The following is a 25,011-nucleotide window of genomic DNA, read 5'->3' on the forward strand; positions in this document are numbered from 1 at the left end:
CGGGGCCGGTTGCGACCGACGCCGCCTGGGGCGCGCAGAACCAGCAATCCTCGCCGATGGGACTGCCCGGCGGGGTCCGCGGGGCCGGCGCGACATCCGAGGCCAGGAGCTTCAGCGCCTCGTGGTCGCCCTTGCCGATCAGGTCCGCCATGCGCCGGTTGAAGGCGACGCTCTCCGGACCGCCCGCTTTGGTGTCCAGGCCAGCGGCGAAGGCGCGAAGGCTGTCCTCGATCAGCCCCGCCGCGGTCGGCGAGAGCGACTTGTCGCCCAGCACGTCCACGAGGTCGCCGACGAGCCGGGCCTGCTGACGCCGGCGCAGCTCCGCGGCGCGCGGCGTGTCGGCAGCCTGCGCCCGCACGCTCGCGAAGATCCACGACAGGAGCTCGTCCACGCCGAGCTGGTCCGCATCGCGCCGGTGCTGCTCCAGCACGCGGTTCAGCCGCGGCGCCTCGACGAGCTGGCGGAGCGTCATGTCGGAGGCCACGACCGCCGCGCCCATGGGATCGAACACCGGACCGCCCAGGGTCTCGAACACCTCGATCTCGAACTGCCGGTCGGGCGTGCCCGACTGGGCCTGCGACAGGAGACCCGCGAGTTCGTCGGAGACGTCCAGGCGCGCGGGCGAAAGCGTCTCGCCCAGCGCCTTCAGGGCGCGGCGTTGAGCTGCGGCCGAGATCGGAACGGCCCGCTCCTGCCCGCCGCCGCTGACGGCGTAGCCGTAGTCGACGCCGCCCACCTGCTTCGCCACCGCGTCGATCTGGTAGCGGTGGAACAGGTAGACCGGCACGAACACCCGGCGCAGGTCGGCGACGGCGGCGCCCTTCGGGATGTTGTTCAGCCCGAACCGCTTCAGCGCGATCTCCCGCACCTCCAGCACATGCGCCAGTTCGGCGACCGGGTCGGCGCCGTTGTCCCACTGGGTGCTGGACGGGTGCTCGTCGTCGGCGATGAAGCGCATGCCCTGGGCCGAGGCCTCGCGGGCGATGCCGTCCAGGTACTTGGCCTCGTCGGCGCCGGGCGGGACCTGGCTGTAGAGCCATCGGACCGAGAACCTGTCCCAGGCGCCCGCGCCGCGGACGTAGGCGTCGCTGAAGTCGAGCCGGCCGTTCCTCACGTGGATCAGCGGCGCGGGATAGTCGAGCGTCGAGGCCCGGCCGAACGTGCTGCCCGCGAAGTTGTGCGAAAAGCCCAGCGCATGACCAGTTTCGTGCATTCCGAGCTGGCGGATGCGGCTGAGCGCGATCTGGACGGGATCGTCCGCGCCGCCCTTGCCCGTCCCGTCGGCGCCGAGGAGGCCCTCGAAGATCAGGCGGTCCTGGCGGACGCGCAGCGAGCCCAGTTGCACGACGCCGCGCACGATCTCGCCGGTGCGCGGATCGACGATCGTCTGGCCGGTGGACCAGCCGCGGGTCTGGCGGTGGATCCAGTTGATGACGTTGTAGCGCGCATCCATCGGATCGGCGCCCTCGGGCAGCACCTCGACGCGGAAGGCGTCGATGAAGCCCGCGGCCTCGAACGCCTGCTTCCACCAGCCGGCGCCCTCGACCAGCGCGCTGCGGATCGGCTCGGGCGCGGCGCGGTCGACATAGAAGACGATCGGCTTCTTCACCCGCGAGCGCGCGGCGGTCGGGTCGACCTTCTCCAGGCGGAAGCGGCGGGCCAGGCGGTAGACCACCGGCTCGTCCAGGGCCGCGCCATAGTCGTTCACCAGCACCTGCACCGACGTGCCGGTCCGGGGATCGTGGCGGCGGGGCGTGAAGCCCGGTCCCGGCAGCTTCACGAACGAGTGGTGGACCGTGAGCGTGACCGCGCGGGGATCCGGCGTCACCGCGCGCACCTCGGCGCCGGGTTCGTCGGTCGTGAAGGTCTGCACCGCCTCGAACTCGAGGTTCTCGGGGAACACCCCCACGTGGCCGGCGTCGGCGTAGCTGAGCGGCGCCGAGGCGCGGTACGTCCCCTGCCGCCGCGCCTTCAGGCGCGCGGCGACGTCGAGCGTGTCCTGGGTGAGGAAGCTGGTGAAGTCGACCAGGACCGATCCATCCGGCCCCTCCGCGACCACGTCGCCCGACCAGAGGTTGGAGACCGCAAACGAATCGCGCACCGCGCGGGCCTCGTCGCGATTGCCGTTGCCGGCACGGAAGGTCGGGTTCTCGGCCTGCAGGATCACCTTCTTCCCCGCGCGACGGAACGCCACGAGCAGCGGGCGCGCGGTCTCGGCCCGGTCCAGTCCGGCCGGCGTCGACCCCAGGCCGGTCGTCAGGCTGGCCTGGTAGATGAAGCGGCCCGAGACACCCTCCGCGTCGGCGCGCGGCAGGCGTAGCTGTATGCGGTTCGCCTTGCGGTCGACGAGGACGCGGATCAGGCCCTCCTGGGCCTCGAAGCCGGCCGTCGCCTTGGACCACGCGTCGCCCGCCGGAGGATCGGCGGCGTGCGCTGCGGGCGCGCCCATGGCCAGGACGGTGGCGAGGACGCTCGCCGCGAGGCGGCGACGGAGCAGAGGACGCATCGGAAATCTCCCGGGCAGGTCGAACTAGTAGGCGTAGGCGTCGCGGCGGCGCGGCCAGGCGAGCACGGCGAGGCTCAGGATCGCGCAGGCGGTGACGTAGAAGCTGGGCGCGATCGTCGAGCCGGTCGCGCGCACGAGGAAGGTCGAAACGAAGGGCGCAAAACCTCCGAAGATCATCACCGCGCCGTTGTAGCCGACCGACAGCGCCGTGTAGCGGACGGAGGTCGGGAACAGCAGGCTGAGCACCGTGGGCGCCGAGCCGTTGTAGATTCCGTAGAGCACGCCGGAGATCACCGCGACGCACACCAGCGAGGCGAACGTCGGCTCCGTCGCGAGCAGCGTGAAGAGCGGGATGCTCAGGACGGCGAAGCCCGACGCCGACAACAGCAGCGGCCCGCGGCCGCCCCAGCGGTCGAGTGCGAGGCCCGAGAGCGGCGCCACGAGCACGTTGACGATCGAGCCGCAGATGACGGCCGAGAGCGCCACGACGGGCGCGATCCCCAGCGACTGCGCTGCGAACGTCGGCATGAAGGTGGTGAACACATAGCTGGAGACCGTCCAGACCATCGTCATGCCGAAGCAGAGGAGGACGGCGTTGCGGTGCGTCGTCAGGGCCGTCCGCAGCGGCGCGACGGGCGGCCCGCCGAGCTTGCGATTGGCGACGTACTCCGGCGACTCCTCGACCCGCGAGCGCAGGTAGTAGCCGATCGGCGCCAGGATGAAGCCGACGAGGAACGGCAGTCGCCAGCCCCACGCCTCGAGGTCCGGCGTGGAGAGCACGCTGTTCAAGAGCAGCGCCGAACCGATCGACAGGATCTGGGCGAGCCCCGTGCTGACCTGCTGCAGGCTGCCGTAGAGGCCGCGGCGCCCGGGCGGCGCATGCTCTACGAGGAAGGTGGTCGCGCCACCCCACTCGCCGCCCGTCGAGAAGCCCTGCAGCAGGCGGCAGACCACCAGCAGCACCGGCGCCCAGAGCCCGATCGCGGCATAGGACGGCACCATGCCGGTGAGCCCCGTCGCGAGCGCCATCAGGGTGATCGTCAGCGCCAGCGCGGCCTTCCGCCCGTGGCGGTCGCCGTAGCTGCCCAGCACCATCGCGCCCACCGGACGCATCAGGAAGCCCACGCCGTAGGTGGCGAAACTCGCCAGGACCGACACCACGGGATCGACCGAGGGGAAGACGGCCTTGCCGATCTGGACTGCGAAGTAACCGTAGACGCCGAAGTCGAAGAGCTCGAAGAGGTTGCCCAGCAGGCACGCCACGATCGCGCGCCGCCGGGTCGCCCGGCTGAGGGGCTCGGGCGCGTCGTGCGGCGGCAGATGCTCGGTGGGCGCGGTCAAGGGCGGGTCAGACCTGGAACTGGAATCCGTCGACGACGAAGTCCTGGCCGGTGATGAAGCATGGTTCGGAAGTCGCCAGGAAGCGAACCAGCTCGGCGATGTCGTCGGGCACGCCGACGCGCGCGAGCGCGATGCCGTTCCTGGCGATCTGGTCGCCGCGCTCGCGGATCACGATGTTGCCGTTCACTTCGGTCTGGATGAGACCGGGGCAGATTGCATTGATCAGGATGTGCGGACCCAACTCCTTGGCGAGCGCGCGCGTCATGCCCAGGATGCCGGCCTTGGCGGAGGCGTAGGCGAAGCGGCTGACCGCGGCCGTGACGCCACCGGAGTGGGCGTTCAGCGACGAGATGCTCACGATGCGCCCGCCACCCTGCGCGATCATGATCGGCGCCGCGGCCTGGATGTAGTTGAAGCAGCCCTTCAGGTTGACGGCGATCGTGCGGTCGAAGTCGGCCTCCCCGATCTCCAGGATGCCCTTCGGCTGCGGCTTGCCCGCGTTGTTGACCAACACATCGAGGCGTCCGAGCGCGTCACGCGCCGCGTCCACCACGGTCTTCGCGCGCGCGTGGTCCGACACGTCGGCGTGGTGCGCGACCACGCGCCGGCCCAGCGCCTCGATCTCCCGCGAGGTGGCCGCCATCTCCGGCTCGAGCAGATCGACGAGACAGATGTCGAGGCCCGCACGCGCCAGCGTGAGCGCACAGGCCCGGCCGATCCCCCGCGCGCCCCCCGTGACCAGCGCCACTCGAGTCCCCTGCACGCCGCTCATGGAAATCCTTGCGCCCAACCCGTCAATACATGAACGATGGAGGAATTGTGCTACAGAAACAACAGATCAACATTCGTTGTTTTCTTAATTAGTCTGAGTTTTGCTTACTACAAATTCTGCTGATGATTGTTGAGCGCTGCGCGGCGAGGTGGGCGTTCGAGGTCACGCCCTGCAGCGGCGCCGCTGCCGCGCGAGCGGGTCGTGTGCTACGACGGCCGTGTCGGGCCGGGATGCTCGCCACTGACGCCGGAGATGATCGAGACCGTGGCGCTCGCCGCCGACTTCGGAGGGATTCTGCACTGCGCCGGCCAGCCGCACTCCTGCCGATGAGCGCGCCGAAGACGGTCGGCATCCTTGGCGGCATGGGCCACGCCGCCGCCATCGACCTGATGGCGCGGATCCACCGGCTCACCCCGCGCACGCGGGAGCAGGACGGGATCCGGCTCATCGTCGACAGCAATCCCGCGACGCCCGACGGCAACGACGCGCTTCTGCGCGGCGGTCCCTCGCCGGCCCCGATGCTTGCCGCGATGGCGCGCGGCCTGGAGACCCGGGGCGCCGAGTTCGTGGCGATGGCCAGCAGCACCGCCCACGCCTTTCAGTTCGACATCGAGCGCGCGATCGGCGTGCCGTTCGTGAGCATGATCGAGGAAGCCGGCGCGGCGCTCGCGGCCCGAGCGCCGGGGCCCGGGACGACGATCGGCCTGCTCGCGGCCGAAGGATGCCTGCACTCCGGGCTCTACCAGAGCGAACTCGCGCGGCGCGGCCTCTCCAGCGTGGTCCCGGAGGGCGCGGCGCGCGACGAGTTCATGGACCTGCTCCACGCGATCGGGGCCGGCGACACCGGCCCACGCAGCACCCGGCGACTGGCTGGGGTCGGAGCGCGTCTGGCGCGCGATGGCGCCACCCTCCTCCTGGCCGCCTGCACGGAGGCCTCCCTCGTGCTGACGCCTGAAACCGCGCCGGCGCCGCTGATCGACGCGATGGAGGTCCTGGCCGTAGCCGTGGTCGACTACGCCCTGGGTCGGCGCGCCCTGCCGCCGCCGTTCGCCTGGACCGAGACCGGTCCGGCCTAGGCCATTCGGCTTCCCACCCCGGACCGACCTCTGCGCCGAGTGAACCAGGCTCCGGCGCCTCAGAATTGGGCGCCGCCCTGCCTCGCCCCGCAGCAACGGAGCACGGTCGCCGCAACGCGACTGGCAGCATCATGGCTGAGTACGCGCCGTTTTTCGACGCAAGATCAGTGCGCTCGTCCCATACCGGATCGTGGGATTCCGCGTCTTCGCCCCGACGATCATGGTCGCGGCGCCACATCAATCGGCGTTCGACAGGGTGAACGATATTCTCTTTGGTGAACGCCGGGGCTTATGTCTACGCTGTGACGAGGGGAAGATGCGGGGTTCATCATGACTCTGGAGCAGCTCAGGATTTTCGTCTGCGTGGCGGAGCGCCTGAACATGACGCGGGCGGCGGAAGCCCTCCACATCACCCAGTCCGGCGTCAGCGCATCGATCAGCGCCCTGGAGAACGCCTACGGCACCGCCCTTTTCGACCGCGTGGGCCGCAGGATCGAACTGTCTGTCGCCGGCGAGGCCTTCCTGGTCGAGGCCGAGAAGGTGCTGCGCCAGGTCCAGCACGCGCAGCAGGCGCTCTCCGATCTCAGCAACCTGCGCCGCGGCACGGTTTCGATCGGCGCGAGTCAGACCATCGGCAACTACTGGCTCCCGGGTCTGATCGCAGATTTCCACACCCGCTTCCCCCGGCTGCGGATCGAGATGCACATCTCCAACACGGCGGGGGTCGCCCGGATGATCCATGGCGGCGAGGCCGAGCTCGGCTTCGTCGAGGGCGCGCACGCCGACGCGGCCCTGACCGGCGCCGACGTCGCGGACGACCGGCTCTGCGTCTTCGTCCGCCCCGACCACGCCTGGGCGCGGCGCGCCCCGAACCTGCGCGAACTCGTGGAAGCCCGCTGGGTGCTGCGTGAGTCGGGCTCCGGGAGCCGGTCCCGGTTCGTGGCGGGCCTGCAGGCGCTGGGGGCCGACGTTCGCGACCTGGAGGTCGGCCTCGAACTGCCGACGAACGAGTCGGTGCGCTCGGCGGTGATCGCCGGCGGCGGACCGGGCGCCCTGTCGGAACTGGTGGTGCGCGACGCCGAAGCGGCCGGCGTGGTGGTGCGCGTGCCGGTGAACCTGCCGCGCCAGGCTTTCCGCATGCTGCGCCACACCGAGCGGAAGCTCAGCCGCGCCGCCGAGATGTTCGTGAAGGGGCTTTCGCAGGCGCCCCGCACCGAGGTCCCGGACCTGCGCCTCGTCGCCAACGCCTGAGGAGTCGGGGCCGCCCGCGCGGCGGCCCGCGACGTCACTTCAGAACTGACGCACGGCGACCGCGCCCGAGTCGGGCCGGCGGGTGTCGGCGGCCCCGTACATCGTGCCATCCGGACCGATCATGATCGATTGCGTGCTGCCGATGATCTGCGAGCGCTCGACCTTGTGGCCCTTGGCGACGAGCCCCGCGACCAGGTCCTCGGGGATCGACTCTTCGAGCTGCAGCGGGCCGTCCACGCCGGCCTGGTAGACCCGCGGACGCTGAGCGGCCTCGGCGATGTTGAGCTTGTGGTCGATGACGTTGCTGATCATCTGGACCATCGTCGCCAGGATGGTGCCGCCGCCCGGCGTGCCGGTGGCCACCCAGGGCTTGCCCTCCTTGAAGATGATGATCGGCGAGATCGTCGATTGCGCCCGCTTCCCAGGCTCGATCTTGTTGCCGAGGCTGGTCGGCCGCGGGTTCCAGTCGAAGTTGCCGAGCGAGTTGTTGAGCAGGAAGCCGGTGCCGGGCGCGACCACGTGCGCACCGAAGGACGCGGTCAGCGTGAAGGTGTTCGACACGACGTTGCCGTTCTTGTCGGCGATCGAGAAGTGGGTCGTGTCGGGCCCCTCGAAGGGGTGCGGATCGAGCCCCGGCAGAGTTTTGGAATCCAGCGACCTGTCCATGGAGATCAGCTTGGCGCGCTCCTTGGCGAACGCCTTGCTGGCGATCCCCTTGGCGGGCGTCGTCCATTGCGGGCCCCCGCCGGAGTAGCGGCGGTCCACCACCGCGATCTTCAGCGCTTCGGATATCAGGTGCATGGAGGCGACGTTGCCCTGCCCGAGCTGTTCCATCGGAAACTGCTCGAGGATGTTCATCGCCTCGGCGACGCTGGACGCGGCCGAGGTCGGCGGCATGTAGGCGATGGTGTAGCCGCGATAGGTCGACCAGATGGGCTCCAGGACGTTGGCCTTGTAGGCCGCGAGGTCGTCCATCGAGACGATGCCGCCGTTGGCCTTCATGGCCGCGACGAGGCGTTCGGCGACCGGACCCTTGTAGAAGCCGTCGGCGCCGCGCGCCTGGATCTGCTTCAGCGTCCAGGCGAGGTCCGGGTTCCTGAACACGTCGCCGGCCTGGTAGGCCGACCCGTCGGCCTTGAAGTAGACCTTCAGCGCGCCCTTGGGGTCCTTCGACATGGCGCTCTTGCGCGACGCCAGGGCGCGGGCCTCGTCGTCGCTCATGACGACGCCCTTCTGCGCCAGGTCGATCGTCGGCTGCACCAGGGCCTTCCAGGGCAGCTTGCCGAAGCGCTTGTGCGCTTCGTACAGGCCCGCGATCGTCCCGGGCACGGTCACGCCCTTGAAGGACTGGACCTTGTCCGGCGACACCCTGTTGTCGGGCCCGAGCAGGAAGTCTGGCGTCACCGCGCGCGGCGCCTCGCCGTAGTATTCGATCGCCGTCGTCTTCTTGCTGGCAGCGTCGTAGACCAGCATGTAGCCGCCGCCGCCGATGTTCCCCGCCCGCGGCAGCGTCAGGGTTTCGGCGATGCCCACCGCGACCGCCGCGTCCACCGCGTTGCCGCCCTTGGCCAGGATGTCGGCCCCGATGCGCGACGCGATCTTGTTCTGCGACACCACCATGCCGTCACGCCCGACCACCGGATGGTGGATCGACGCATAGCCGATGAGATCGCCGCCGGTCCGCTCGAGGCGGCCCGCGCCGGATTCCTCCTGTGCGACCCCCGCGAGCGGCCAGGCCAGCGCAAGCGACAGGGTGAGAACCCCGCTCAGGGCGGTGCGCGCGACTTTACCCATGACTGGCTCCCTGAAAGGAAAACCCCTCCCGCCCGGCGGGAGGGGTCCTGATCACCCGGCTCAGAATTCCTTGCGGATGTTGAAGTAGAGGTAGCGGCCGTAGGGGTTGTAGACGGACGCTTGGTAGCCATCGGCGGTGAGCGGCGGGTCCTTGTCGAACACGTTGCGCGCGCCGATCAGGACACGGGTGTTCTCCAGGTACTTGTTGCCGTCCTCGAAGGTGTACGAGACCGACAGGTTATGCACCCAGGTGTCCGGCACCTTGTAGAACCCTCCCGCCGCGTAGGTCAGGGCGGTCGAGTAGAACTTGCCCGTGTAGGTCGTGAACCAGTTGGCCGTGAAGTTCTTGTAGCGCCAGTTCAGCGAGCCCGAGCCGCGCCACTCCGGCGTGCCGTTCTGGCCGACGAGGTCCTGACCGCCCGTGATGATCGTGCCCGCGTTGATCTGGCCGGCATCGCGGGCGGCGATGAGCAGGGCCAGGCCTTCGGTCGGGGACTGATACAGCTTGTCCAGGCGCGCCACGTTCACGTCGACGCTGAAGTCGCCGAAGCTCTCGGTGCTGAGCCGGTAGTTCACGCCGACGTCGACGCCCTGGGCCACCTGGGGCAGTTGGTTGACGTACTTGTCGTCCGCGTATTCCACGAAACCCACGGGCGTCAGGCCGGTGCCGGCGAAGACGGCGATGTTGTCGGGGGTCGGCGCCAGGCGGTGGACAGCCGGGTTCGAGGAGCCCTGAAGGCGCAGCAGGTAGTCGAGGATGACCGCGTTGCCTTCGCCGAACAGGCCGATGATGCCCTTCTGTTTGATCTTCCAGACATCGACCGTGAAGATCAGGCGACCAATCTCCGGCGGCAGGAATTCCGGCTGGAACACGATGCCGTAGGACAGGCTCTCGGACGTCTCGGGCTTCAGGTCCGGGTTGCCGGCCCGCACGGCGCGCGTGGTCCGCGACTGGGTGCATTGCGTGAAGCTGGTGATACGGCGGGCGCGAAGGTCGGCTTCGCAGAAGTAGTAGTCCTGCCGGTTGTTGGTGCGGCTGACCGTCGTGACGTTGATCTGCTCAAGGTTGGGCGCCTTGAACCCCTGCGACCACGATCCGCGCAGGCGGAAGCCCGGGATGACGTCCCAGGCGGCGGCCACCTTCGGCTTCGCGATGCTGCCGACGTCGCTGTAGTCCTCGGCCCGTCCGGCGAGCTGCACCTCCAGGCGATCCACCAGCGGGATGTTCATCTCGGGCGAGACCAGCGGGATCGCGAGTTCGGCGTAGGCCGACTTGACGGTGCGGTGGCCGCTCACGTCCGGCGACACCGAGGTGCCGGGGATGTTGCTGAGCGCCACGGCGCCGCCCACGATGGGCCCGGTGACGGCGTCGATGTAGGGGACCGTGCCGTCGACGTTCTTGTCGCGGTTGTCCCGGTAGGTCTCGCGTCGCACCTCGACACCGGCGGCGATGCCGATGTCGCCCGCCCACATCGTCAGGAGGTCGGGGCGGTTCACCTTGAAGTCCCACAAGGCCAGCGTGGTCTTGTTCGAGCGCGTGATCGGGATGATGAGCCCGGCGATCGCGGCCGCGCTCGACGGGGTTTGGTCGCCGCCCGTCAGCAGGTTCGTGCCCGCACCGATACCGTTGAAGGGGTTGTAGGCGTCGGGCGTGGTGCGATTGACGGCCGCCGAGAAGGCCGTGCCGTCCACCGCGTAGGAGAGGTCGTCGACCGTCGCTTCGGAGTAGAGGGCGGCGCTTTCCCAGTTGAACCCGAACTTCTTGCCCTTCAGCCCACCCAGGACGCGGTACTGGTCGTTCGTCACGATGACCTGGGACGCGCCCAGATCCAGCAGACCCACCGTGTTGAACGTCAGGCGCAGCCCCCCGGCGGGCACGCCGACGAGGTTCGGAAGGCGATTTGGGTTCGGTTGCCCGTTGGCCAGCGTGGTCGCGCCGAAGGGGTTGTAGTAGGCGTTCGGCCCGATGCTGATCGTCGGCGACGTGCCGATGGCGTTGAAGGCGGCGACGTTGCCCTCGGTACGGGCGTGATAGTAGCCGGCCTCGCCGAAGAACGTGACGTCCTCGGTGATGTCGTAGTGACCGGTCAGGAACAGGTTCTGGCGATCGGCCTGCGGGATGACCGAAGACTTTGTCGAGGCCAGGTTGTCGACCCGGAACGCGCGGTCGGTGGTCGTGTTGATGGCCCCCGGCACGACGCAGAGGCCCGGGCCGACCACGACGGTGCAGCTCACCGACTGCGGCGAGAAGTGGAAGATGCCGGTGGCGCCGGTGATGGCGGTCGTGCCCTGCCGGATCGCCGTGGTGACGCCCGCGGCCTGGAACGCGCCGAAACCCGTCGTCGCCGAACGCGCATCGAGGCTCACGGTGTTGGCGAATTCCGTGCCGGCGAACAGCGGCTGCTTGTTGGACGAGGCCGTGTAGTCCTGGTCCGAGGCCAGCAGGGCCGAGCGCTTGTCCAGCGAACCGAAGAGCGTCAGGTTGCCGCGGCCCTCCTGGAAGTTCTGGCCGATCAGGCCGGTGAGGCGGCCCTCGCGCAGGTTGGTGCCGGTGGCCGTGCCATACTGGAACTCGAGCTGGGCGCCGTCGTAGTCGGTGCGGAGCACGGTGTTGATCACGCCGGCCACGGCGTCGGTGCCGTAGATGGCCGCCGCGCCGTCGCGCAGGACCTCGACGCTCTTCAGACCGGCGATCGGGATGGCGTTGGTGTTGTAGGTGAAGGTGGGAACCAGCGACTCGGCCTGGGTCGTCGGGTGGTAGACCGTCCGCCGGCCGTTGATCAGCACCAGGGTGTTGCCGGCGCCGAGGTTGCGCAGGCTGATCGAGTTCACGTCGCCGCGCGCCGAGTTGGACGAACCCGGCAGGAAGCTCGAGTTGAACGTCACGTTGCCGGCCTGCGGTATGGTCCGGAAGAGCTCGTCGCCCGACCCGGCGGCGGTCGCCTGGATCTGGGTCGCGTCCACCACCGTCACCGGCAGCGCCGCCGTCACCTTGCTCCCCTGGATCTGCGAGCCGACGACCACCAGCTCCGCGACTTCGCCGTCTTTTGCGGCGTCGGTCTGAGCCGCCGCCGGCGCGGCGACCGCGCTGATGGCGCAGAACGCGCTCGTGGCGAGCATGAAGGCGCGCCGGCGGGATGCAGATCCCCTCATCATGACTTGTTGTCCCCTCTGTCTACCCGTCGTGAAGGACGCCGGGCGATTGGGGACTGTGAAGCAGCTAACGCGCTTCGCGTCCAACAACTGTTCTTGGATCGAACAATAAAGCGCAGTGATGGATGAGTTCTGAGGCGCCCGGCCCGTGTCCGGCCTGCGCCCACGCCGCGCCATTCGGTAGCAGGCGGCTGCGCCATGAGCGTTGCGAACCGTCCGCAAGTCTCGGCGGCCGCGCGCCGTTCAGTCTCACGCCGACATCACGCCCGCGCCTTCTCGATACGACAACCAAAAGGCGTTTCTGTCCCGACTTCCGGTTGGCTATATGCAAAGGCCCTGCCGGCGCGCCCGGTGACTGACGGCGGTTCGCGGGCATGACCGACAATGTGCTCTCCGCCGCGCGGGTCCTCGACCTGATCGAGCTGATCGCGGCCGCTTCGGACGGCGTCCTGCTGCGCGAGGCGACGGTGCGGCTGAATGCGCCGAAGAGCAGCACGCTCATGCTGCTGCGGACCCTCGTGAACCGGGGCTACGTCGCGCGCGACCCGCTCAGCGACCGCTATGCGCTGACCGACACGTTCCGCGCGGGCGGGTACGGCTGGCACGTGGACCCGCACGCCGCCCTGGTCGCCGCCGCCCGGCCGATCATGGAGGAACTGGTCGTCGCGCTGGGCGAGTCGACCACCTTCGGGGTCTTCCACGCCGCCGGCCAGGCGAAGGTGGTCGCCCAGGTCGTGGCGGACGTGGAGGTGCGATACGCCGCCGACACCGACCGGCCGATCCCCTTCTACTGCACGGCGATCGGGCGCGTGCTGGTGTCCGGCCGCCCCGAGTCCGACTGGTCGCAGATGATCGGCGACGGCCCTTTGCCGGCGGTGACGCGGCATACCGTGACGGACAAGGGCGCGATCTTGGAGATCCTCGGGCGGGTTCGGCGGCAGGGTCACGCGGTGGTGGTGGAGGAGTTCGCGCTGGGCGGGACCGGCGTCGCCGCCCCGGTCTTCGACCGCGAGGGTCGCGTGGTGGCCGCCCTCAACGCCGGCTGCGTCACCAACCGCTTCGAAGACAAGCGCGACCGCGTGATCGCCGCGGTGAAGGCCGCCGCCGGCGCGGTCAGCGAGCAACTGGGCCACCCCGCGCGCGCACCGGATGCAGTGACGTGAGCCGCAGCTTCGACGGTCGCATCGTCGTCGTCAGCGGGGCGGCCATCGGGTTCGGCCGCGCGATCGCCGAGACGTTCGCCGCCCGCGGAGCCATCGTTCACGGTTGCGACGTGCGCGCCCCGGAGCTGACGGCCCTCGCCGCCGCGACGGGCGCGTGGACCAGTGTCGTCGACCTGACCGACCGCAATGCCGCCCGCGCGTGGATCGCGGGCGTGGAAGCCGATGCCGGGCGCGCCGTGGACGTGCTCGTCAACAACGCCGGCGGGGTCGCCGGCCAGGCGCACGCCCCGATCGAGACCGTCAGCGACGCGGACTGGGACCGGGTCCTGGAGATCAACCTGGGGGCGGCCATGGCGCTCAGCCGCGCCTGTGTCCCAGGCATGAAAGCGGCCGGCGCCGGGGCCATCGTCAACATCGCGTCGGGCGCCGCCTTCAAGGCCTCGCTGACCGGCGTGCAGGCCTACTGCGCGGCCAAGCATGCCGTTCTGGGCCTCACGCGCCAGCTCTGCCACGAGCTCGGGCCCTTCGGAATCCGCGTCAACGCCGTCGCCCCGGGCTTCGTCCGCAGCAACGAGGCCGCCGAGCGGCAGTGGGCCGGCTACAGCCCCGAACGCCAGCGGCAGATCGTGGAGGGCGTCGCGCTGCGGCGCCTGGGCGCCCCGCAAGACATCGCCAACGCCGTCGCGTTCCTGGCTTCGGACAAGGCTTCCTTCATCTCGGGAGAGATCCTGTCGGTCAACGGAGGCCATTGATGGGCGAGGCGCCGGAACCCTGGGAATGGCCCGAAAGCCACTGGCGGGGCCTGGTGCAGCGCGTGCGCGCGGGCCGCAGCCTCGCGCCCGACCAATGGCCGGGCGGCGCGCCGTTCGCGGTAGCGCTGTCGTTCGACAGCGACCACGAGACCAACGACCTGCGTGACGGCGGCGGATCGATCAGCCGCCAGAGCTGGGGCCAGTTCGGCGCGCGCAAGGGCGCGCCGCGGATCATGGACATCCTGGCGCGCCACCAGGCGCCGGCGTCGTTCTACGTACCGGCCGTGTCGGCGCTCCTGCATCCGGAGGAGCAGCGACGCCTCGTCGACGAGGGCCACGAGATCGGCATCCACGGCTGGATCCACGAGTTGAACTCGACGCTGCCCTACGATGCCGAACGCGACCTGATGCTCCGGGCCCGCGACACCCTCGAGCAGGTGTCGCGGCAGCGGCCCGTCGGCATCCGCACGCCGTCCTGGGACTTCAGCCCCAACACCTTGCGGATCATCTGCGAGATGGGCCTCGCCTACGACAGCTCGCTGATGGCCGACGACGACTGCTACGAACTCGAGATGGACGGCCAACCCACGGGGGTGGTCGAGCTGCCGGTCGAATGGATCCGCGACGACGCCGTCTACTTCGGCATGAACCGCTTCTCGGGCCTGCGGCCCTACACCGCCCCCGAAGCCGTGCTCGATATCTTCCGTCGGGAACTCGAGGGCGCGGCGGCGGACGGCGGCCTGTTCCAGCTCACGATGCATCCGCACATCATCGGCGCCCGCTCGCGCATCTGGATCCTGGACGAGGTGATCCGGCTGGCGAAGTCGAAGGGCGCCTGGTTCGCCACCCACGCCCAGGTCGTCGCGCACGTCGCCGCCCGTTGCGGGCTGCAGGGCAAGACCGGCGCCGCGGCGGCCTGAGGCGCGCCGTCAGAACGGCCCGACGGCTGAAGGCGGGCCCGGCGACGCGCGCCGGGCCTGTTCAGCGCCGGCGGCGACGCCGATCCTCCCTACGGCTGGGCCTCACCGGACTTGCGCCGGTAGTCCAGCGGCGGTGGCCGGTCGCCGACCATGGCCTTGTAGGTGAAGTCGGCGCCGCGCTTCTGCTTGAGCTCGGCCTGGGCCTTGGCGATCGTCTTGGGGTCGGTGAACAGGTCGGCGGCGGTGAGCGCCAGGGTCTTGGCCGCCACCACACCGCCCTTCAAGCCGATCGGCGTGCCGCCGGCGGCGACCGCCTGCCAGCTATGCGCGGGCGTGCCCGGCACCCAGGTCGCCGCGGTCATGCCGGCCGTCGGCGTCACCCAGCTCACGTCGGCCACGTCGGTGGAGCCGCCGCTGCCCCGGTCCGTGCGGTAGGGCTGGATCTCCTTGACGCTGTCGAGGGTCAGCTTGGTGGGCGGCAGGTGCGCGCGCATGGCCTCGCCGAACGCGATGTCCTTGGCGTCCCAGGCCTCGCCCCCGACTTCGCGGAGGTTCTGGTCCATCAGCCGCCCCAGCGTGTCGTTGGCGAGCATGTTGTAGACGCCGCCGGTCTGCTCGAACGACACCTTCGTCTCGGTCGCGATGGCGGCGCCTTCCGCGGCTTTCTGCACCCGGGCCATCACGTCGCGCACCACCTGCGGGTCGGTGTGGCGGACGTAGTAGTAGACCTCGGCCTTGTCCGGCACGACGTTGGGCGCGCTGCCGCCGTCGGTCGTCACATAGTGGATGCGCACCCCCATCGGGATGTGCTCGCGCAGGTAGTTCACCGCGACGTTCATGATCTCGACGCCGTCGAGGGCGGAGCGACCTTTCTCGGGCGAGGCCGAAGCGTGGGCGGACAGGCCGGCGAAGCGGAACTTGCCGCTGATGTTGGCGAGCGACACGCCCTGCGAGGCGTCGTTCACGTCGGCCGCGTGCCAGTGGAGCGTCGCCGAAACGTCTTTGAAGAGGCCTTCGCGGACAAGGTAGACCTTGCCCGACCCGCCCTCTTCCGCAGGCGCGCCATAGACGCGGAGCTCGCCCTTGATGTTGTTGGCCGCCATCCAGGCCTTCACGGCCTGCGCGGCGGCCACCGACGCGGCGCCGAAGATGTGGTGGCCACAGCCATGGCCCGCCTCCTGGCCCGCAATCGGGTCGGGCTGCGGCACGGCCCGTTGCGCCAGGCCCGGCAGCGCGTCGAACTCCGCCAGGATCGCGATCACCGGCCCATCGCCATTGCGGAACCGCGCGACGAACGCGGTCGGCATCCCGGCGACGCCGGATTCGACCTCGAAGCCCGAGCGCTTCAGCTCCTGCTGCAGCAAGGCCGAACTCTTCGTCTCCTGGTAGCCCACCTCGGCGAAGCCCCAGATCTGCTGGGCGACCTCGCCCAGATGGGTCGCGCCGCGGTCGACGGTGGCGCGGATCTGCGTGCGCTGCGCGTCGGCGACCCGGGCGTGGGCGACGCCGCCGCCGAGCAGGCAAGCGGCCAGGACGGCGGCGGACACGGGGTTGAGACGTGGACTGGGCATTCAGGACTCCGGACAGGGCGAAGGGGCCCCCTCTCAGGGACGGGCGGCGGGACCATACTGCAGGCCGTTGAAGAGGAAGCGGAAGGCCGCGTGCGACTGCCCGCGCTGGGCGACCTCGGGACCGAGGAGGATCAGCTTGCCCTTGCCAACGTCGGCCTCGACCACCGCGCTCGCGCCCTCGAGCTGATCCTGGCCGACCGCCCAGCCGCTCCGCAGCGGATCGCGCTCGGCGTACCAGGCCGCCCTGCGACCGACCTTCGCCGCGAACGCGGGGCTCCGGTCGAAGAAGACGTTGAGGCGGGACGGCGCGCCGTAGGCCAGCGGCTGGGTGTTGTCGACCGCAACCTCCAGCAACGACCCCGGAATGTAGAAGCTGTTGCGCGACAGCGGCTTTCCGTCCGGCCCGTTGAGCACGTTCATGGCCGGCGTCCCCACCATGTCCGCAAGCGCGGTCGAACTGCCGATGGCGACGACCGAGCCGCCCTCGCGGAGGAACTCGGCGATCCTGGGAGCGGTCTTGTCCCTGGTGATCTCTCCGAGCCAGGGCCGGAACGCGGGCGGGATGTCCTCCGGCTTGGGCTGGCGGTTCTGGGGCGCGTCCGTCCCCTCTTCCATCGCCATGAGGTTGTTGGCGAAGACGAGGACGTCGAAGTCCTTGGCGAGGTTCCCGGCGTCGAGTTGCTTGGGGTAGACCACCTTGTAGTCGAACTCGTACTGCTCCATCAGCCAGCGCGTCCAGCCGGCCGGCATGTTGCCGCCGTACTTGTCTACGATGCCGACGCGGACCGGCTTCAGCTTGATCTGTTCGCCGCCGGGCGCGGCATCCACGGCGTAGACGGTGAGCCCGAGATCGCGCGCCGCCTTCTCGACGATCGCCCGGTTCTCGACGCCGGGGATCCAGATGGCGCCCGGCGCGAATCGGGCGCCCGCCGCGATCGTCTCCGCCTTCTGCCAGTAGACCGCTTGGCCGGCCTTCAGCAGGCGGTTCGTCAGGATGAAGCTGTCGTTGGTTTCGTGACCCAGGAGGAAGCCGGCCTTGCCCTCGCCCACGACCTGTCCGGGCGGCGGCGCCAGCAGATCCGGAACCGCCTCGAACGGGCCGTCGAACCCTTCGATGACGCGGTCGAACTTCACGCCCATCTGCAGCGCCAGCGTGTAGCCGGTGGAGTCGTAGGGCGGGATCGGCGGACCGCCGGGATAGGCGAAGTCGTGCGGATGGTCCTGCGCCTCGAACATGTCCAGCACATGCGGGCGATAGGCCTGGTCAGCCTTCACCACATACGATCCGGCCGGATAGGACTTCCCCGCGACCGTGAACGGCGCGGTGGCCCGCTTCACGTCGACCCCGGTCTTGATGAGGGCGTTCAGGAACTTCACCGCCGTCGGCAGGTCGGCCTGCCCGGCAGGGATGATGTACCCGCGCGGATCGCGGTCGGCAGGATCCTGCAGGACCGCTTTGTAGAGTCCCGGGTCGAGTCCGCGGTTCCGGCCGGCGCCCACCATGGCGGTGCCGTTCGCCGCCTTCTCCAGCGCCGCGATCTTCTGCGGCGTCACGGTCCAACTGTCGCGCCGCCCGCGCTGGATCGAGTTGGTCCCCATCCGCCAGATGTTGAACAAAAGGCGCTCGCGGTTGCGCGACGCGTAGTCCAGCACCGCGTAGTTCATGGTCAGCGAGTAGTCGATCGACTGGCGGAAATGCCACTTCTGCGGCGCGACCGGCGCGGGCAGGTCGTTGCGCGCGATCTGGTTTCTGGCGATCAGCGGCAGGTCGAAGGGCGTCGGATGGCCGATGATCTCGGTCAGCAGGCCCACCTGGTTGTGGAAGTAGGTGATCGACCGCTCCATCCCGTTGTTCCAGGTGGAGTAGGTCGCGCCGCTGCGCATGGTGGAGCCCGGCTTGCCCTCGGCGATCAGGCGGCTGTGCATGGCCGACCCCACCTCGCTCAGCGTGGTCATCACCAGGGGGTCGTAGTTGTAGTTGAACGGATCGCGGAAGGGCGGGACGAAGACGACCGTCCCGGTCGGACCCGTCTGGTGATGGTTGTAGATGACCTGCGGATACCACTCCCGGAAGAAGATCCGATTGACGTTCGTCGTCTCCTTCATCGCCGACATGTAGTAGTCGCGATTGTTGTCATGACCAATATACTTATGGTACAGCCGAGGCAAGCTCTGGAATTCGCGCTTCTTCTCGTCGGTGTTGCGCATGTACCAGTTCGACACCAGCTCCATGCCGTCCGGATTGACCTGTCCGAACAGGATGATCACGTCATCCAGGATCCGTTTCGTCTCGGCGTCGTCCCGGGTGAGCCACTGGTGCAGGGCCGCGATCAGCGTCTGCGGCGCGACGACCTCGGTGGCGTGCAGCCCGCCGTCGATCCAGACCACCGCCTTGCCCTCGGCCGCAAGCGCGCGGGCCTCCTGCTCCGACACGCCCTCGGCCCTGGAGAGCTTGCGCGCGATCTCGCGGTAGCGGTCCAGCCTGGCCAGGTTCGCCGGCGAGGAGACGATGGCCATGTATTCGCTGCGGCCCTCCTCGGTCTTGCCGATCTCGACCAGCTTCATGCGGTCCGACTGGCCGGCGACGGTTTTGAAGTAGGCCTCGAGCTGGGTGTAGTTGGCGAGGAAGTAGTCGTCGCCGATGTCGTGCCCGAAGGCTTCCCTCGGCGAGGTGACCGGCGCCGCCTGCGTCACGGGCCCGGCGGCGAGGCAGAGGGCCAGCGCGGCGGCGGCGCCCCAGGCCGTGCGGTTGCATTTCATGCCCTGGTCCCTCGATCAGTAGAACGTCACGTTGTCGATCTGCAGCCACAGCCGCTGGCCGGCCTCGCGGCCCCCGCTGAAGCCCAGGTCGACGAGGTCGGCGCCGGTCCATGGCCCGGCCGAGGCTCCGCGGCCCGGGACGAGCTTCAGGTCGGCGAACGGAATCTCGACGGTCGTCCATTCCGGGCCGGCCTTGAGCGGCGCCCGCCAGCGCCCGCTGCGCGAGCCGACCGTGAAGTCGTAGGCGCCGCCGTCGCCGCGGACGTCGAAGCGCACGCCCTTGAAGGCGCTGGCGTCGACCGGCTCCACCGACCCGCGGCTGAGCGGCAGCAGGACGCCGGCGCTCGGGTCTTCCTTCTGCGCCATGCGCGCGGCAACGAGCAGGGCATGGTCGGCGCCGTTGCGCACCACCACCTGGCTCACCTGAACCGAGCGGTCGTGGCCGCCGTCCACGTCGTCCAGGCGCAGGGTGTCGGCCTGTGTGCGGCCATCCGCCCGCTCGAAATCGTCGACCAGCGCCTTCGCCTTGATGGCCGGCATCGCCGTCTGGCCGTCGGCCGGCGTGGGCTTGAACCCCGGGCCATACGCGAGCTTGCCGTCGATCCACACGCTGCTGGTCTTGCGGATATCGGCGACGTTGATCCAGGGCGTCCCGTCGATCAGCACGAGATCCGCGCGCTTGCCCTTCTCGATCGTACCGCGGTCGGAGAGCTCGTTCATCGCCTTGGCGCTGTTGGCCGTGCCGGCCATCAGCGCCTCGGTCGGCGTGAGGCCGGCCTGAACCAGCAGTTCCATTTCGCGAAGGGTCGACGCCCCGTGGGGAGTCCCCGGCATCCCGGCGTCGGTGCCCACCGCGATCATGATCCCGGCGTCGTGCAGCGCCTTCACGTTGTGCAGGGCGTAGCCGAACTTCTTCAGCGCGTTCTGCAGGCGCGGATCGTCGCGATTGGCCGGCTGCGGCGCGCCCGGCTTGATCGGTTCGTAGACCGCCAGCGTCGGGGCGTAAGTCGTCCCGTTGGCCTTCATCAGGGCCACGACCTCGTCGTCGACCTCGCGGTCCTGCAGGCTGTGGGCGATGACGTCGACCTTGGCGCGCGCGGCGATCTTTCCGCGCTCGACCGTGACGGTGTGGGTGAGGACCTTCAGGTTGTTCTTGTGGGCCTCGTCCGCGATCGCCGAGAGGGTCCAGTAGTCCATGCTGGTGTTGTCGGGCCCCGCGCCGTACCGCCAGCCGTCGGCGAACGCCTTGATGGCGTCGGGCTTGTACGGGATCAGGCTCCTGACCGCGGCCCGCGCGCCCTCGGCCGTGCTGACCCACTTGGTGGTGGCCTCATCCGCCCAGTCCGCGCCGTGCCCGCCGGGGGTGCTGATCCGGGCCGTGAAGTTGACGTGCGGCGTGGTGAGCGTGGTCGCCCAGCGGCGGCGCGGAACGTATGCCTCCGGCGGCTGGTGGAAATCGTTCACGGTCGTGACGCCGGACGAGACGTAGGCCGCCGCGATGGGCGGGGCGACCGCCGGCTGGCCCCCGGGCGTCCAGTGCGTGTGCAGGTCGAAGAAGCCCGGCAGCAGAGCCTTGCCCCTGGCCTGGATCAACGTGGCGCCGGAGGGCGCCTTCGCCTTGGGCCCGACGTCGGCGATACGGCCGTCGCGGACGATGACGTTGGCGACGTGCGGCGGCGCGCCCGTGGCGTCGAACACGGTGGCGCCCATGATCGCGACCACGGACCCCTTCGGCGCCGCCAGCGCCGGACCGAGGCTCAGGGCCGCGCCCAAAACCAGCCCCAAGGTCGCCGCCCGCAATCTGTTCGTCATGGGATCCCCACCGCAGGCCCGGCCGCACCCCGGTTCAGATCAGGGGGCCGGACATCCAATTCGGAGTACTGAATTATTGCCTGCGTATTGCAATTGTCGCGCGCAATATAGATGCGAAATTCAAGTATAATTTGAGATAATTGATACGATCAGATCGATTTGTGAAACCGGAGCTTTACGCCCCGCGCCTGCACCGCATGAGCCACCCGCGAGGACGTTCCGGGTCTGCGCCGGAGCCCCCGCGGATGGCCGCCCCGCGCGCCGCGCCCCAGTGGGCCGGGGGTGTGCGCGCCCGGCCCATTCCTGCGGCGCACAAGAACGCGCTGCCTGCGGACGCCCGACAGGCGGGTCGGCCGCGACGACGGTACGGCGGTCCGGCCGCGGATAGGGGGATACGTCCGGACCGCCTCGCTCGGGGCACCCGGGGGATGCGCCAGAGTGACTCACATATCCATCGTTTCACGATATAATAAAGGCGCGGTGGCGCGCAAGGCCGCTCTTTCGTCAGACCGCGCCGGCAGCCTCCCCGGCCTCGACCGCCTCGACCCGCAGGACGTGGGACCGTCCGGCTTCCGTGCTCATGGCGATGGAATCGCCGGCGGTCAGTCCCAGTAGGGCCGCGCCGACGGGCGTCAGGACGGACAGCCGGCCACGGTCGATGTCGGCGTCATCCGGCAGCACGACCTGCACGCGCCGCGTGCGCGCGGTCATGAGGTCCGTGAAGGCGACGACCGAGCCCAGACGCACGACCGAGCCCGGAACCGCATCGTCCTTGAGGACGGCGGCGCGGGCGAGTTCGTCGCCCAGCAGCGCGGCGCCCCGGCTCGTGTTCGACGCCGCCAGGTTGGCAAGGCGTTCGTACTCGGATTCCGCCACCTGGACGGGCGGCATTCGGAATTGATGGCTTCGCAGGGACATCTCGGGCGCCTTCGGATTCGCGGCCGCCCGGTCGACGGCCGCAGAGGTCAATGGGGTCGACGCGCCGCCGCGACCGCGTCGACGACGGACGCGGTCTCGGACGGGGTTGCGACGGAACGGGAAGCCGCCGAGCCGGCTTCGCGGCGCGGGGACTGAGGTCGAGATCACGCAGAAGGAGGCTACGCCCCGAGCCCGAAGCGCCTTGGCATTCGGGACCCGGGGTCAGTCGCCTGCGACGAGGCGACCCGCGTGGTGCTGTCGGCGCGCGAATGCAGCGGAATGGCACATGACGGCTCCAACGTGGGGGTCCGGCCCGCCGGAGTCAAATCCCGGGCGAGGGCTGAATCGTCCACGGTGGCGTTTACTTATATCGTGCCACGATATATATATTCGGAGCCTGTCAGATCGCATCGGCCGCGCCGCGCGGGCCGGCCGATGGACCAGGCGCCGACACCGCACCGGCCCGCCGACCCCGAGAAGGAGCCACCGCCATGTCCGAGGTCCACGCCCCTCTCCCGGGACCCACCGACCTCTTCCACGTCCTGCTCATGGCGCTCTCCGGCAAGCGGCGCTGAGGTCGGCCACATGTCCTCCATGCAGCGCACCGCTTCGGCCCCCCACGTCGAACATGCCGCAGCCCACCGGCCCGGCTTCTTCGCCCGCTGGTTCTTCTCGACGAACCACAAGGATATCGGCCGCCTCTACCTGATCTTCGCGTTGCTCGCCGGCGTGGTCGGCGGCGTGCTGTCCGGCCTGATGCGCTGGGAACTCTACGAGCCCGGCGTGCAGTTGTTCGCAGAGGGCTCCTGGCTGTCGGGCCTGGGCGCGCTGCAGGGCAGGCACGGGTTCAACGTCGCCGTCACGGCGCACGCGCTCATCATGATCTTCTTCACGATCATGCCCGCGCAGATGGGGGCCTTCGGGAACTTCTTCGCCCCGATCATGATCGGAGCCCCCGACATGGCGTTCCCGCGGATGAACAACATCTCGTTCTGGCTGCTGACCGGCGCGTTCGGGCTCCTTACCCTGTCGCTGTTCGTGGACGGCGGTCCCGGTCCCGGCGCGGGCACGGGCTGGACGCTCTACCCGCCGCTCTCGACCAGCGGACATACCGGGCCGTCCGTCGACCTGGTGATCCTCTCGATCCACCTGGCCGGCGCGTCGTCCATCCTGGGCGCCATCAACTTCATCACCACCATCTTCAACATGCGCGCGCCCGGGATGACGCTGATGCGCATGCCCCTGTTCGTGTGGTCGGTGCTCGTGACGGCGATCCTGCTGCTGCTGACGCTGCCGGTGCTCGCCGGGGCCGTCACCATGATGCTGACCGACCGCAACTTCGGAACGTCGTTCTTCGCCGCAGCCGGCGGCGGCGACCCGGTGATGTATCAGCACCTCTTCTGGTTCTTCGGTCACCCGGAGGTCTACATCATGATCCTGCCGGGCTTCGGCATCATCAGCCATGTGGTGGCGACGTTCTCGAGGAAGCCGATCTTCGGCTACCTGGGGATGGTCATGGCGATGGCGGCGATCGGCATCCTGGGCTCGGCCGTCTGGGCCCACCACATGTTCACCGTGGGCATGAACCTGGAACTGACCGCCTATTTCCAGGCCGCGTCCATGGTCATCGCCGTGCCCACGGGCATCAAGGTGTTCTCCTGGATCGCGACCATGTGGGGCGGGTCGCTCGACTTCCGCACCCCGATGCTGTGGGCCTTCGGCTTCATCGCCGTGTTCACGATCGGCGGCGTCACCGGCGTCGCCCTGGCCGGCGCCGCCTTCGACCAGAGCGTACACGACACCTACTACGTGGTCGCCCACTTCCACTACGTGCTGTCGCTGGGCGCGATCTTCTCGATCTTCGCGGGCTTCTACTACTGGTTCGAGAAGATCTTCGGCGTGAAGTACAACGAGGTGCTCGGCAAGCTGCACTTCTGGATCTTCTTCGCCGGCACGAACCTGATCTTCTTCCCGCAGCACTTCCTGGGCCTGCAGGGCATGCCGCGGCGGGTCGTGGACTACCCGGAGGGCTTCGCCTTCTGGAACAAGGTTTCGTCGATCGGCTACGCGATCATGGCCGTCAGCATGGGCGTGTTCGCCGTCCTGCTCATCGAGGCCGCGCTTCGCCGCCGCAAGGGCGAGCCCAATCCCTGGGGGGAAGGCGCCACGACGCTGGAGTGGACCCTCCCCTCGCCGCCGCCCTTCCATCAGTTCGATGAACTGCCCCAGATCACGTCGGACCGGCCCTGAGCGGCCGAGGTCGCTACTTCGCGACCTCGAGGACCCCCGTCATGCCCGGGTGGAACCGGCAGTAGAACGCCACGACGCCCGGTTGTCGCAGCACCGTGCGGGCTCTCGCCCTCGGGACGAGATCGACGTCGAACGCCTTGTTCCGCGCCGTCGCCGTGTGGCGGAAGAGGTCGAGGTTGACCCACTCGACGATATCGCCCACCCGCAGCCCGGTCGGGACCGCGCCGAACGCCATGTCGCGCATCGTCACCGTGACGACCCGCGGCGCGGCAGAGACCGGGGCGGCGATCGCCGCCCCGGCCAACGCGAGGACTGCCCGGCGGGGGTAGGCCGGGCCGCGCTCAGGGTCGCCCATCGGCCAGGTGCTCGGCATGGGTCTGATGTTCGGTGAAGAGCTTGAGGCCGGTCTGCAGGAGGGCCTTCAGTTCGCCATTCCGGGCGCTCGGGATGAGGGTCGACGCCAGGGCGTCGTTGACGGTGCGGTGGTAGGCGATCTCGTTGGCCATGTAGGCCTTGTCGAAGGCGGCGCCGTCCAGCGCGGCCAGGGCCTTCAGCTTGTCGGCGCCGCCGCTGGCGAGCGCCTGGCTGGTGGGGTTGTCCTGCGGCGTGACGCCCAGCTTCTTCACGAGGGCCAGGGCCTGCTCGTTCACCGCCTTGTGGTCGCGGACCATGGATTCGGCGAACGCGCGGACGGCCTTGTCGCGCGACTTTCGCAGCGCCTGCTCGCCGGCGGCGACGTCGACCGCGCCGGCGGTGTAGGCGATGTGGGCGATCTGTGCGTCGCTGGGTCCGGCCGCCTGGGCCAGGACAGCGAGCGGCGCGGCGAGCGCCAGGGCGGCGGCGAGGCCGAGGGCCTTCAGCATGAGGGGTTCTCCGTTCCCAGCCGGCCTGGAGCGGACGGCTTCGGGCATTGGATGGCACAGGGCGGCGGAGGTTCCCGGGAACCTTCGCGGCGCCGCGCCATCCAATGGC

17 protein-coding genes are annotated in these 25,011 nt (G+C 69.5%); 6 read left to right on the forward strand and 11 right to left on the reverse strand.

Going from position 1 to position 25,011, the window contains the following annotated elements:
* From JNL41_RS17935 to JNL41_RS17945, 3 genes are all read right to left on the reverse strand, one after another.
* A partial coding sequence (locus tag JNL41_RS17935) for a zinc-dependent metalloprotease (RefSeq protein WP_293477323.1) occupies positions 1-2,506 on the reverse strand: 2,506 nt, incomplete at its 3' end.
* Positions 2,507-2,530: 24 nt separating this feature from the next.
* A complete protein-coding gene (locus JNL41_RS17940; RefSeq protein ID WP_293477325.1) occupies positions 2,531-3,847 on the reverse strand; it encodes an MFS transporter in 1,317 nt (438 codons plus the stop codon).
* A 7-nt stretch (positions 3,848-3,854) separates the two neighbouring features.
* Positions 3,855-4,595 (reverse strand): SDR family NAD(P)-dependent oxidoreductase, encoded by a 741-nt coding sequence (locus JNL41_RS17945; protein WP_293477327.1) that lies wholly within the window; start codon positions 4,593-4,595, stop codon positions 3,855-3,857.
* Between the two features lie 350 nt (positions 4,596-4,945).
* Here JNL41_RS17945 and JNL41_RS17950 point away from each other — a divergent pair, with 350 nt between their 5' ends.
* Both JNL41_RS17950 and JNL41_RS17955 read left to right on the forward strand, forming a co-directional pair.
* Positions 4,946-5,695 carry an amino acid racemase gene (locus JNL41_RS17950; RefSeq protein ID WP_293477329.1) on the forward strand — a complete coding sequence of 250 codons (750 nt, stop codon included), beginning with the start codon at positions 4,946-4,948 and terminating at the stop codon, positions 5,693-5,695.
* Between the two features lie 330 nt (positions 5,696-6,025).
* Entirely contained in the window at positions 6,026-6,946 is a 921-nt protein-coding gene (locus tag JNL41_RS17955; RefSeq protein WP_293477331.1) for a LysR substrate-binding domain-containing protein, read from the forward strand.
* A 39-nt stretch (positions 6,947-6,985) separates the two neighbouring features.
* Here the strand turns inward: JNL41_RS17955 and ggt are convergent, their stop codons facing one another.
* Positions 6,986-8,740: a gamma-glutamyltransferase gene (ggt, locus tag JNL41_RS17960; RefSeq protein WP_293477333.1), complete on the reverse strand. Its 1,755-nt coding sequence runs from the start codon at positions 8,738-8,740 to the stop codon at positions 6,986-6,988.
* Between the two features lie 60 nt (positions 8,741-8,800).
* Positions 8,801-11,860 (reverse strand): TonB-dependent receptor, encoded by a 3,060-nt coding sequence (locus JNL41_RS17965; protein WP_293477336.1) that lies wholly within the window; start codon positions 11,858-11,860, stop codon positions 8,801-8,803.
* A gap of 407 nt (positions 11,861-12,267) precedes the next feature.
* On the opposite strand from JNL41_RS17965, the gene JNL41_RS17970 reads away from it, so the two are divergent.
* From JNL41_RS17970 to JNL41_RS17980, 3 genes are read left to right on the forward strand one after another with little or no spacing between them, the layout of a single operon-like run.
* Positions 12,268-13,056, forward strand: a complete 789-nt coding sequence (locus JNL41_RS17970) for an IclR family transcriptional regulator (protein WP_293477338.1) — start codon at positions 12,268-12,270, stop codon at positions 13,054-13,056.
* Positions 13,053-13,808 carry an SDR family NAD(P)-dependent oxidoreductase gene (locus JNL41_RS17975; protein ID WP_293477340.1) on the forward strand — a complete coding sequence of 252 codons (756 nt, stop codon included), beginning with the start codon at positions 13,053-13,055 and terminating at the stop codon, positions 13,806-13,808. Before JNL41_RS17970 ends, JNL41_RS17975 begins: the two co-directional genes overlap by 4 nt.
* Entirely contained in the window at positions 13,808-14,728 is a 921-nt protein-coding gene (locus JNL41_RS17980; protein WP_293477342.1) for a polysaccharide deacetylase, read from the forward strand. Before JNL41_RS17975 ends, JNL41_RS17980 begins: the two co-directional genes overlap by 1 nt.
* An 89-nt stretch (positions 14,729-14,817) precedes the next feature.
* On the opposite strand, the gene JNL41_RS17985 is transcribed toward JNL41_RS17980, so the two are convergent.
* The 4 genes from JNL41_RS17985 to JNL41_RS18000 form a co-directional block, all read right to left on the reverse strand.
* Positions 14,818-16,299 (reverse strand): amidohydrolase, encoded by a 1,482-nt coding sequence (locus JNL41_RS17985; protein WP_293477344.1) that lies wholly within the window; start codon positions 16,297-16,299, stop codon positions 14,818-14,820.
* A gap of 33 nt (positions 16,300-16,332) precedes the next feature.
* Entirely contained in the window at positions 16,333-19,059 is a 2,727-nt protein-coding gene (locus JNL41_RS17990; RefSeq protein ID WP_293477346.1) for a M14 metallopeptidase family protein, read from the reverse strand.
* 15 nt (positions 19,060-19,074) lie between these two features.
* Complete coding sequence (locus tag JNL41_RS17995; RefSeq protein WP_293477348.1) at positions 19,075-20,871, reverse strand: CIA30 family protein; 1,797 nt, start codon at positions 20,869-20,871, stop codon at positions 19,075-19,077.
* 504 nt (positions 20,872-21,375) lie between these two features.
* On the reverse strand, positions 21,376-21,762 hold the full coding sequence (locus tag JNL41_RS18000) for a GreA/GreB family elongation factor (protein ID WP_293477350.1): 387 nt from the start codon (positions 21,760-21,762) through the stop codon (positions 21,376-21,378).
* A gap of 621 nt (positions 21,763-22,383) precedes the next feature.
* On the opposite strand from JNL41_RS18000, the gene ctaD reads away from it, so the two are divergent.
* A complete protein-coding gene (gene ctaD / locus JNL41_RS18005) occupies positions 22,384-24,039 on the forward strand; it encodes a cytochrome c oxidase subunit I (protein WP_293477411.1) in 1,656 nt (551 codons plus the stop codon).
* Between the two features lie 13 nt (positions 24,040-24,052).
* Here the strand turns inward: ctaD and JNL41_RS18010 are convergent, their stop codons facing one another.
* On the reverse strand, positions 24,053-24,412 hold the full coding sequence (locus tag JNL41_RS18010; RefSeq protein WP_293477352.1) for a plasmid stabilization protein: 360 nt from the start codon (positions 24,410-24,412) through the stop codon (positions 24,053-24,055).
* Positions 24,381-24,902, reverse strand: a complete 522-nt coding sequence (locus JNL41_RS18015; protein WP_293477354.1) for a DUF4142 domain-containing protein — start codon at positions 24,900-24,902, stop codon at positions 24,381-24,383. The genes JNL41_RS18010 and JNL41_RS18015 overlap by 32 nt, the downstream gene beginning before the upstream one ends.
* Positions 24,903-25,011 lie beyond the last annotated feature (109 nt).

The sequence above is a fragment of the Phenylobacterium sp. genome, assembly GCF_016793285.1.
Lineage (GTDB): Bacteria > Pseudomonadota > Alphaproteobacteria > Caulobacterales > Caulobacteraceae > Phenylobacterium.